Genomic DNA, 10,323 nt, shown 5'->3' on the forward strand with positions numbered 1-10,323 from the left:
TCTTCAAAGACGAAAGCACTGTCTCGGCCACCATCAAGCCGGACGGCATCACGGGCGGTAGCTTCGAGAAGCTGCAAATTGTCGGCGGCGCAGCGGACACCCTCGTCAAAGACACCATCGACGAAGTCACTGTTTCTCTCCACGCGACCCCAAGCATCAATGAAGGCGGCGAGATCACCTATACCGCTTCTTTGCTGGGCAAAGACGGCAAGCCGGTTCTAAACCTCGGCTCCGACCTGGTCGTAAAACTGGCCAACGGCGAAACCATCACCATCGCCAACAACGCTTCGTCGGGCACCGCAACCATCACTGTTCCGGCGGACGTTTACGTTAATCCCGCGATCTCCAACACCATTGCGCAAGTGGTCAGCGGCGGCGAGAAGTACGAGAAACTGACCGTCAGCGATACGCCAGCGGGCACCACCGTTATCGACACTGAAACTCCGTCGACCATCAAACTGACTGCATCGGGTGAAGTCAGCGAAGGCGGCCAGGTTACTTACACCGCGACGCTGAGCCACGCAGCCGGCAGCAACATGACCGTCACCCTCAGCAACGGGGCCGTGATTGAAATCGTTAAGGGCAACCTCTCGGGCGAAACGAAGTTCGACGCTCCAACCGATGACGTCTTCAAAGACGAAAGCACTGTCTCGGCCACCATCAAGCCAGACGGCATCGTCGGCGGTAGCTTTGAGAAGCTGGAAATTGTCGGCGGCGCAGCCGACACCCTCGTCAAAGACACCATCGACGAAGTGACCGTTTCTCTCCACGCCACCCCAAGCATCGGCGAAGGCGGCGATATTGTTTACACCGCGAGCCTCGTTGGCAAAGACGGCAAGCCGGTTCTAAACCTCGGCTCCGACTTGGTCGTAAAACTGGCCAATGGCGAAACCATCACCATCGCCAACAACGCTTCGTCGGGCACCGCAACCATCACTGTTCCGGCGGACGTGTACGTTAATCCCGCGATCTCCAACACCATTACCCAAGTGGTCAGCGGCGGCGAGAAGTACGAGAAACTGACCGTCAGCGATAAACCGGCTGGCACCACCGTTATCGACACTGAAACTCCGTCGACCATCAAGTTGACTGCATCGGGTGAAGTTAACGAAGGCGGCCAAGTTACTTACACCGCCACGCTGTCCCACGCAGCGGGCAGCCCAATGACCGTTACCTTGAGCAATGGCGCGAAAATCACCATTGAACAAGGCAAGCTTTCCGGCGAAACGAAGTTCAACGCTCCAACCGATGACGTCTTCAAAGACGAAAGCACTGTCTCGGCCACCATCAAGCCGGACGGCATCACGGGCGGTAACTTCGAGAAGCTGCAAATTGTCGGCGGCGCAGCGGATACCCTCGTCAAAGACACCATCGACGATGTAACCGTGGTGCTCAAGGCCACGATCTCCGTGGATGAAGGCGGTCAGATCGTCTACACCGCGTCCCTGGTGGGCAAAAATAATGTTGCAGTCACCAACCTCGGTTCCGATCTGGTGATCAAGCTGGCCAATGGCGAGACTATTACCATCGGCAACGGCAAAACCTTCGGTACCACCAGCATTACCGCACCAAATGACCCGTATACCGGCGGCACCAACGTGTCGACCACGATCGCCACGCTGGTCAGCGGCGCGGACAAGTACGAGCACCTGACCTTCGACGGTACGCCAGCGGTCACCAAAGTGACCGACGTGAGTACCCAGACCACCCTGAGCATTACCGGCGACACGTCGGTCAATGAGGGTGACACTGCGCACTACACGCTGAACCTGACCAACCCGGCCGGCACGGAACTTACCGTGACGCTGACTTACAGCGGCACCGCCATCGACGGTTCGGACTTCAGCGGCGTGTACACCGTGAAGATCCCGGCCGGCGCCAGCAGTGTGCCGTTTGATGTCAGAACCCTCGATGACAAGCTGACCGAGACTACGGAGAATTTCGTGGTCAAGATTGCATCGACCACTGGCGGCAACTTCGAGAATCTGGTGATCGGTACCGGCAGCGCCAACACAAACATCATCGACAATGACGCCCCGCCGGTTCTCGACCTGGACGCCAACAACTCCAGCGGCGTCATCGGTGCAGACTACAAGGTGACCTTTACTGAAGGCACCGCAGGCCCTGGCGTGTCGATTGCCGACACCGATATCAGCATCACCGACCCGGACAGCACCATGCTCACCGGTGCCACGGTGATCCTGACCAACGCTCAGGCAGGTGACGTACTGAACCTTGGTATCAACGTCGGTGGCATCACCATCAACTCCAACAACCAGACGGGCACCATCACTCTGGTTCTTGAAGGCAAGGCGACGCTGGCCGACTACATGCAGCGCATCAAGAACATTACCTTCAGCAACAACAGTGAAGACCCGAGCACCACGCCGCGGATCATTACGGTGAAGGTCACCGATGGCGGCAACTATTCCAATACTGCTACCACCACGGTCAACGTGACGGCGGTCAACGATGCGCCTGTAGCGACCGGCGGCGCGATTACCGGCCAGGAAGACATCGGCAAGGCACTGCTCTGGTCGAACTTCGGTATCACCGATGTCGACTCGCCTGCCGCCAACCTTGGGGTGAAAATCACCGAATTGCCGGTGGCCGGGAAACTGCAGTTCCTCGCGGCGGATGGCGTTACCTGGACTAACGTAACCAGTGGCCAGGTCTTCACCAAGGCCCAGATCGACGATGGCAAGCTACGCTTTCTGTCAGACACCAACGAATCCGGGACCGACGGCTATGGCGGTACCGGCATGGGTAACAAGCAGGCGGATTACGCGCAGTTCAAGTTCCAGCCTACCGATAGCGTAACGCTGGGTAACGCGGCGACGGTGAAAGTCGACATTACACCGATAGCCGACGCGCCGAACCTCGCGGTGGCGAACAATAACGTCAACTCCGTAGGCCTGATCAAGGAAAGCTGGAACAGCATTTCCGGCTTGGGTAGCAACGGCAATGGTGCTGCGGCTGATGTGCTGAAAAACGCCATTGATAACGCTGGCATAGCGAACACCAAAAGCACTGTGACCAATGTCGAATCCAGCTCGAATGTCGCGGCCACCGCCGGCTCGAAAACGTCCGGCCTGATCTACATGGAAGCCGGCAAGAGCTACACCTTCAGCGGTACCGGCGATGACAGCCTGCTGGTCAACGTCGGCGGTACGAACGTGGCCAGCGCCACGTGGGGCAACAACAGCGGTAAGTTCAGCGGCACGTTCACCCCAACCGTCAGCGGGTACTACAGCCTCGAGATCTACCACGCCAACCAGGCAGGCCCTGGCAGCTATGACGTAAACCTGTCGATCAACGGCGCCACCGCGGTCAACCTGAGCAAGGCCAATGTGCCGCTGTACACCGGCGTTACCGACCTGATCAATGCCGGCGTGAACGTCTCCGATCTGCAGGGCAGCAACGGCGACGGTTACTACACGGGCTACAAGCTCAACGAAGGCCAGGAGAACGGCACGGTGAACCTGTCCAAGGTCACCACCAGCCTGTCTGATATCGACGGTTCGGAAAGCTTGAGCGTGAAGATCAGCGGCGTACCAGCCGGTGCAGTGCTCAGCGATGGTGCCGGGCATACCTTTACCGCAACGGCGGCCAATGGCACGACGACTCTGGATGGCTGGAACCTGGCCACCTTGACCCTCAAGCCTGCGCCTTACACCAGCGGCAAGTTCGACCTGACAGTGACGTCGACGTCCACCGAATCACTGGGTGGCTCGGCGAACACGATCGCGAAAATTCCAGTGGTGGTGTACCCATCGACCTACCACGAAGTGACCGGCACCTCGGGCAGCGACACGCTCAATGGCACCGACGACAACGACATCATGGTCGCGGATATCGGCGGTCTGCATGTGGTCCAGGGCCAGAACTACAACATCGCCTTCATGGTCGACAGCTCGGGCAGCATGAACGATGACTCGGTCCTGGCGGCGCAGGCATCGTTGAAATCAGTATTCGAGACACTGCTAAAGAGCATAGGTACCACCGGCGCAGGGACCGTGAATATTTTCCTGGCTGACTTTGATGATAGGGTCAACCAATCGATTTCGGTCAACCTCAAGGAAACAGGCGCCCTGGACAAGCTCATGACCGTGCTTAATTCCATGGTGTCGGGTGGCGGTACCAACTACGAAGACGTGTTCAAGGCCACGAGCAACTTCTTCAACAGCAGCCTGGCCCTGGCCAACAAGGCCAGCGCCAGCGGTGCCACCAACATGACGTATTTCATCACCGATGGCCAACCGACGTACTACCAGTCGAACGAGTTGACCAACCCGTACCTGTACGACACTGTGCGACTCGACGACGTGTTGCTCGCCAGCAACTACACCATTGGCCAGGCCTATACCCTGGCGATCGATAAAACCCACACGATCAAAATCGAGACGAATGGCGACCTGTCCCTGTCGACCAACGGCGGCAAGTATTCGCTCAAAGGCCAGGTACACGCCCAGGGCGACGGCACATTCGAGTTCTCCAAACTCGCCGGCACTGGGTATGACAACTGGTGGAACGTTGACGAGGCAAACACCGGCTCGAGCGCCAGCTTCACCGCGTTGAGCAAGCTTTCCGGGGTGGAAGCCATCGGCCTGAACAAGAACGTCAGCCTCAATGACTTGTCCCCGTACGACTCCGACGGCAAGCCCCAAACCAACATCGATCCCAAGGATTTGGCCAACGCCATCCTCGGCCACACCGAAGCAACACTGCCGGGGGCCGACAACGTCAACGGTGGTAATGGCAATGACATCATCTTCGGCGACCTGGTGAGCTTCAGCGGCGTGACGGGCGAAGGCTACGATGCACTGCAATCGCTGGTTTCGCAAAATACCGGGATTGCCAATGTCACCGGCCAGGATGTGCATAAGTACATCACCGAGCACTACAACGACTTCGACGTGTCCGGCGCCAAGGACGGTATCGACCGTCTGCTGGGCGGCGCGGGCGATGACATCCTGTTCGGCCAGGGCGGCGATGATTATCTCGATGGTGGCAAGGGCAATGACATTCTGCTGGGCGGCACCGGCAAGGACACGCTGCTCGGCGGTGAAGGTAACGATATTCTGCTCGGCGGTTCGGGCAACGACATCCTGACTGGCGGCTCAGGCGCCGATACTTTCGTCTGGAGATCGGGTGACATCGGCAACGACGTGATCAAGGACTTCAAGGCGTCCGAAGGCGACCGGATTGATCTGCGGGATCTGTTAAAGGGTGAAAGCGACAGCTCCATCGACAACTTCCTCAAGATCACCACCGTGGAGGGTGTGTCGACCCTGCAGGTCAGCAGTGAAGGCAAGCTCAATGCTACCGGCGGCCTGGCCAACGCGGATGTGACCATCAAGCTGGAAGGCAATGACTGGTCGCACACCAGCATCAACTCTCTGATCTCCGGTGCCGATCCGACCATCAAGATCGATCACACCGTCTAAGACGAGGTTCATCGGCCGCCCACCCAGGGCGGCCGATGCACATTGGCGCCTCGTCACTGGCTCTGGGTGACGGTTGCACCGCATACTCACGGCTACACTTGCACCGTTAGCCTATGCTGCTGATTGCGTGCTACTTATTCCTGAGGGATTTCTATGTTTTACGTGCAACGTGATGCGCAAGGCGTGTTGATTCGCGTGGAAGCGGCTGCCTTCGCCGAGGCGACAGAAACGCTGCCGGCCGATCATCATGAGATCCAGGACTGGTACGCCAATGAAGTGGTGGAGACCAGCTTGAATCAGCTCAAGCAGAGCGACCTGGAGATGATCCGGGTACTCGACGACTTGATTCAGGTGCTGACCCGAAAAGGGGTGATCAGCGTGACCGACCTACCGCCGGCGGCCCAGGCCAAGTTGTTGGACCGTAACCAGGCGCGGGAAGCGCTGGGTGGGCTGAGTCAATTGATCGATGATGAAGAGACGGGGTTGATCTGAGGTCTCTGTAACTACGGTGACCCACAGCTATCGCTACCTGTGTATGTACACATTGTGTAGCCGCTGCTATTTCTCGCAGCTGTCGAGCCCTGGCGAGGCTGCGCTGGAGACGACTCGGTGTTGGCGTCTGATCTAATGGCGGCGTTGCGGGCGACGTAGCCTCGCTGGGGCTCGACAACGGCTACGAGATGCCCGCGGTGCCACACATAAGCCCTGCGGTGTTGCCTGTTAGCGCCACGGCGCCGGTTCGCCAAACAACTGCCCCTGCACACCAAAAATCCCCATCTCGCGAATCACCTTCAGCTCACCTTCGGTCTCCACCCGCTCGGCAATCAGCGGTAGGTCGATGCTGTGGGCGGCGCGCTGGATGGCTTCGATAAACAAACGCTTGTCGCTTTCCTGGTCGATGTCGCGAATGTAGCTGCCGTCGATCTTCAAGTACGCCAGACCCAGGCGCGCCAGGTTGCCAATCATGCTGAAGCGCCCGCCAAAACGCTGCAGGCTCAGGGAAAAGTCCAATTCCCGCAGACGATGGGTCAATTGCTCCAGCACCGCTTGTTCGGGCAGTTGTTCTTCACCGATTTCCAGAGTCAGGCGCGGGCCTAGGTTGGAATGCTGACGCAGCAGATCAAAGACCCGGTTCAGGGCTTGAGGATCGGCCAGCGTGGCAGCGGACAGGTTCAAGGCCAGTGAGTATTCGTGGCTGCCCATTTGCTTGAGCACCAGCTCCAGCATTAACCGGTCAAGGCGTGCCGACCAGCCGAACCGCTCAAGCCAGGGCAGGAAGCGCCCGGCCGGGATGGTATGGCCGTGGTCATCCACCAAGCGGGACAAGACTTTGTAATGCAAAATCAGTTGCGTGTCCTGGCTGGCCACTACCGGCTGGAAATACAGCTCAAAGCGCTGCTGGGTCAAGGCCCGATCCAGGAGAGTGTGCCAGGCATGGTGGTCGTCACCGACGCTGGCGGCAGCGGCGTGGTCGAGGCAGACCCAGCTGACATCGCCCTGGGTTTCAGCCTGGGCCAAGGCCTGGTCGGCCAGTGTCAGCAGTGCCTGGGGCGAGTCGCCGTGGGTGAAGGGGGCCAGGCCTATACAAGCAACCGGTGTGACGTCACTGGCCCCGGTGGCTTGCAGGCTGAGTAGGGTACTTTCCAGATTTTGCGCCAGTTGCAGCGCCTCTTCACGCATCAGCCCCGGGGCCAGCACCGCGAACTCACCGCCACGGATACGGGTGACCAGGTTGTGGGTTTCCGGGTATGGCTCGCATTGGCGCAGCAGTTGTTCACCGACGGCCTGCAGCAACTGGTCGGTGCGCTGCCCGCCCAGACGCTGGTTGAGGCCCGCCAGGTCCTTGACCCGCAGCAGCAGCAAATAACCGGAACTGGTTTCCTCAGGGTTACTGACCCGGGCGTTGAGTTGCATCTCAAAATAACGGCGGTTGGCCAGACCCGTGAGGGTGTCCTGATAAGACTCCACCCGCAGCTTTTCGCTGCGCTCGGCTTGTTCCTGAAACAGCGCCTTGAGTTTTTCCACCATCTGGTTCATCGCCTGTACCACCCGCCGCAGCTCCGGCGTGCGCGGCAGATCGGGCAGGCTGAGGAACTCGCGACGAGCAATGGCGTGGGATTGCTTGACCATGTAATCGAGCGGCTTCAACTGCCGGCGCAGCAGCAGCGCACCGAGCACTGCGCTTACCGCACCACAGAGCAGCAACCAGCCCAGGCTGCCCAGGGCACTCTGCCAGAGCTTGGCCAGGGCAAACATCGGATGGCTGACCACCTCGACCCGCGCCGCCTGTTCCCAGCCACGGCTGACCAGAGCGTCGCCACCGGCCGGCTCCAGGCCGATCAGCTTGACGAACCAGTTCGGCACGTCGTTGTTGTCGGGGATGCCGCTGCGCTCGGCGATGGTCTGGTCATTCGTCAGGTCCACCACGCGGATGCTCGCGTAGTAGCCGCTGTCGAAGATCGAGCTGACCAGCAACTCGACCATGGCGGGGTCGTCGATATTGGGCGTCAGGGACAGCGCAAGCGCCGTCGCCGCGTCCTGCGCATGGGAGCGCAACTGGTTCACGTACTGGGTACGCGAGCTTTCCAGGCTGACCATGAAGCTGCCACTGAAGGCGACCACCAGGAACAGACAGATAGCGATCAACAGTTGTTTGAACAGAGACATCTGAATGGTTACTCCTTGATGGCAGGCTCGGCTGGAAAGCCTTCCGCACGCATTTTTTTCAACACATCCTGCCAGCGCGACAAGCGCTTGGTGTCGCCTACTTTTTTGTTGCCCTTGGCGCCCGGCAGCCACAAGCCTTCAGCGTTGAAGGAATAGACGGGCAGCAAGTCGGTCCGCTGGCTAGCGGGCTGGATGTCATCGATCAGGCTGTCGAGCACCAGCGGCATCGCGTCTGGCGTCGAATAATAGGTCAAGACCATATGGGCTCGATTCTGACGCAAGGCCTTGACGTAGGTAATGCGCAGTTTGTCGCTGGAGACGCCCAGGTGACGCAGGCTGAAATACTTGGCGACTGCATAGTCTTCGCAATCCCCGGCCCCCTTCCATAGCGCTTCAATGGGGGTTTCCCAATAGTCCACCTGGTGCCAGAGGTCGATGTCTTCCACATAGTGCATCTGCTTGTTGAAGAACAGGTTGACCACCTTGAGCTGTTCCAGCTCGCTGACCTGCTTTTGCGTCGCCAACAGCCGCTGCCAGTCGTCAATGCGCTGCTGGCCTGCACCAAGCGGACCATACAGGTCGGTGGCCCGGCGGCTGATCTGGGAAAAATCCCAATCGGCATGCAACCCGCCAGGCAATAAGCCAGCCAGCAGCAGTGCTGAAAACAGCCAGCACACGATCCAGGAGGAAATAAAACGTACCACCAATGCGTTCAGTCCGTAGAGAGAGACGGATAATCAAGCGATGGTGAAGCTTCGACCGGCAAAAAACAATGGCACGGTGCGATCACCCCTGGCCCGCCAAGCTTATTGGCACAAGGTCTGTAAGACGTCGCCAAGCCGCGATGTGGGACGATATAGAGGGTCATGGAGCCGCTTACAAACGAAAACTTTGCCTGTTTGACAAGCTTGGATGCAAGCTCTAGTGTGCATTGGATCCAATTAGTCGAAGCCATTCTAATAAAGGAGGATAGCGTAGTCGTGACGCAGAAGCCGAACCCTTTGAGCAGCATCAACGTCAGCGGACCCATTCCCGCCCACCTCGCTCGCTCCGTAATTGAAGAAACATTGCGCAACGCCATCCTGGATGGTCGCCTGCCCTGCGGCACTGCAATGCGCCAACAAGAACTGGCCTGCCTGTTCGGAGTGAGCCGGATGCCGGTGCGTGAGGCGTTGCGCCAACTGGAGGCACAGTCACTGCTGCATGTCGTTACCCATAAAGGTGCCGTGGTTGCGCCACTGATAGAAGACAACTCAGCCGAGACCTACGCTCTGCGAATTCTTCTGGAGTCCGAAGCGTTGCGCTTGTCGATCCCGCTGCTCACGGATGACGACATCACCCAAGCGGGTGGCTACATCGCTGCCCTTGAACACGAAATCGACTACACCAAAATTGGCCGGCTCAATCGCTTGTTCCACATGGCCTTGTATGGCAAGGCGCCCAACCAGCGGTTATTGAAGCTAGTTGAACACGGCCTGAACGAAGAGGAGCGGTTCCTGCGCTTCAACCTTGAAGCCATGGGACTGTCCGAGACTTCTCAGGAGGACCATCGCGAACTGCTGAACCTGGTCGCACAAAAAAAAGTCGACGAAAGCATTCTGACCTTACGCAACCATCTTATGAGAGGGATGGAAGTCATCACGCTCTACCTGAACGGCCTGGAGCAGAATAACGAGAAAGAGCCGCTGTAGATTTACCAGGAAGCCCAGTGCTCGCTTTAAGCCACAAAGGGCTGCACCAATGGGTTGCAGGTAGCAACCTTATGGCACAACTTCAACCCGATACCTTGATCAACAATCCGCACGGCACCCCCACGGAGTCATCAGTGACGATCGTCTGCTGTTTATTCCTGCCCTGTCGCACATCGAGATGACGGGCACGGGCGTGGGATCGCTGCGCAATAGGGTCTTACACGATGGCAATCATTGCCGAGCCCGTCGACACAAACGTCGAGGCTTTGCAGGGTTTTAAGCAGTTTGTTCAGGCATTCTCCGACAGCGCGCCGGATAACGTACGCCAGTTGCTCGGCTGAGGTTGTGGTGAGCGGGCTTGTCCCATCACCACAACGTCTTATCCAGCGCTTTGCAGAACGAATGTCAGATCTTGAAGCTATCAACCAACTGCTTCAAACGGCTGGCTTGTTGCGAGAGTGCATCACAGTCTTTCAAGGTTTCGTTGAGGTTGACGACGCCCTGCTGGTTCAGCATGT

At 58.4% G+C, this 10,323-nt stretch carries 6 protein-coding genes and 1 pseudogene; 4 read left to right on the forward strand and 3 right to left on the reverse strand.

Annotated features, from left to right (window positions below; translation table 11 throughout):
* The coding region (locus FQ182_RS29195; protein ID WP_149494081.1) for an immunoglobulin-like domain-containing protein at positions 1 to 5,447 on the forward strand (5,447 nt) is incomplete at its 5' end.
* A gap of 153 nt (positions 5,448 to 5,600) precedes the next feature.
* Positions 5,601 to 5,939 (forward strand): tryptophan synthase subunit beta, encoded by a 339-nt coding sequence (locus FQ182_RS29200; RefSeq protein WP_149415221.1) that lies wholly within the window; start codon positions 5,601 to 5,603, stop codon positions 5,937 to 5,939.
* A gap of 228 nt (positions 5,940 to 6,167) precedes the next feature.
* Here the strand turns inward: FQ182_RS29200 and lapD are convergent, their stop codons facing one another.
* On the reverse strand, positions 6,168 to 8,114 hold the full coding sequence (lapD, locus tag FQ182_RS29205; protein WP_149415222.1) for a cyclic di-GMP receptor LapD: 1,947 nt from the start codon (positions 8,112 to 8,114) through the stop codon (positions 6,168 to 6,170).
* A gap of 8 nt (positions 8,115 to 8,122) precedes the next feature.
* Entirely contained in the window at positions 8,123 to 8,821 is a 699-nt protein-coding gene (lapG, locus tag FQ182_RS29210; protein ID WP_149415223.1) for a cysteine protease LapG, read from the reverse strand.
* Between the two features lie 273 nt (positions 8,822 to 9,094).
* On the opposite strand from lapG, the gene FQ182_RS29215 reads away from it, so the two are divergent.
* Positions 9,095 to 9,805 (forward strand): GntR family transcriptional regulator, encoded by a 711-nt coding sequence (locus FQ182_RS29215; RefSeq protein WP_149415224.1) that lies wholly within the window; start codon positions 9,095 to 9,097, stop codon positions 9,803 to 9,805.
* Between the two features lie 71 nt (positions 9,806 to 9,876).
* A pseudogene (locus FQ182_RS29220) lies at positions 9,877 to 10,146 on the forward strand (hypothetical protein).
* 64 nt (positions 10,147 to 10,210) lie between these two features.
* Here FQ182_RS29220 and FQ182_RS31100 read toward each other — a convergent pair.
* Positions 10,211 to 10,323, reverse strand: a 113-nt coding sequence (locus FQ182_RS31100) for a hypothetical protein (RefSeq protein ID WP_371923924.1), incomplete at its 5' end; no start/stop codon positions are given.

Source organism: Pseudomonas sp. ANT_H4, from assembly GCF_008369295.1.
Taxonomy (GTDB): Bacteria; Pseudomonadota; Gammaproteobacteria; order Pseudomonadales; family Pseudomonadaceae; genus Aquipseudomonas.